This window comes from Bradyrhizobium sp., assembly GCF_016462955.1.
Lineage (GTDB): Bacteria > Pseudomonadota > Alphaproteobacteria > Rhizobiales > Xanthobacteraceae > Bradyrhizobium.
In genome coordinates this window covers 2155-2553 of sequence record NZ_JAEMSD010000739.1, presented here as the reverse complement: position 1 = coordinate 2553, position 399 = coordinate 2155, and the positions used below count along the sequence as shown (strand labels likewise).

Here is a 399-nt window from a genome sequence, read left to right as displayed (position 1 = left end):
GCGATGCGGGTGGGATTTCCAAGCTGGTCGACGCCGGCCTCGATGCGCTCGCGATCGGCCTCGACGCGTCCCTGCATGCGGTCCATCAGCGTCAGTTCAGCTGCGGTGAGTGGGCGGCGCGCGGAGAGCGCAGGCGACAGCGTGGCCGCACGGCTGCCGGCCGACACGCGCAGATCCTGCGCCGTCCGCGCCAGGTTGAGCAGCGCCGCAAGCGAGGAGTCGGCGTTGATCACCTTCGCCTCGAGCCGGTTCATGACGGGTTCGAGATTGGCGAGGACCTCGGCAACACCGGGCAGGAAGCCCTTCGTCGCCGCGCTGTCGCGCGTCGCGAGGGGAACGCTCATCGCACGATCGGCCGCAGCGGTGATGTCTTTCAGCCGCCGCACAGCACGGTTGAGA

The 399-nt window shown here is 69.4% G+C and carries 1 pseudogene; it reads right to left on the bottom strand.

Annotation, left to right across the window (positions count from 1 at the left end):
- Nucleotides 1–344, bottom strand: a pseudogene (locus tag JHD07_RS37660) (methyl-accepting chemotaxis protein); the annotation flags it as partial.
- Nucleotides 345–399 lie beyond the last annotated feature (55 nt).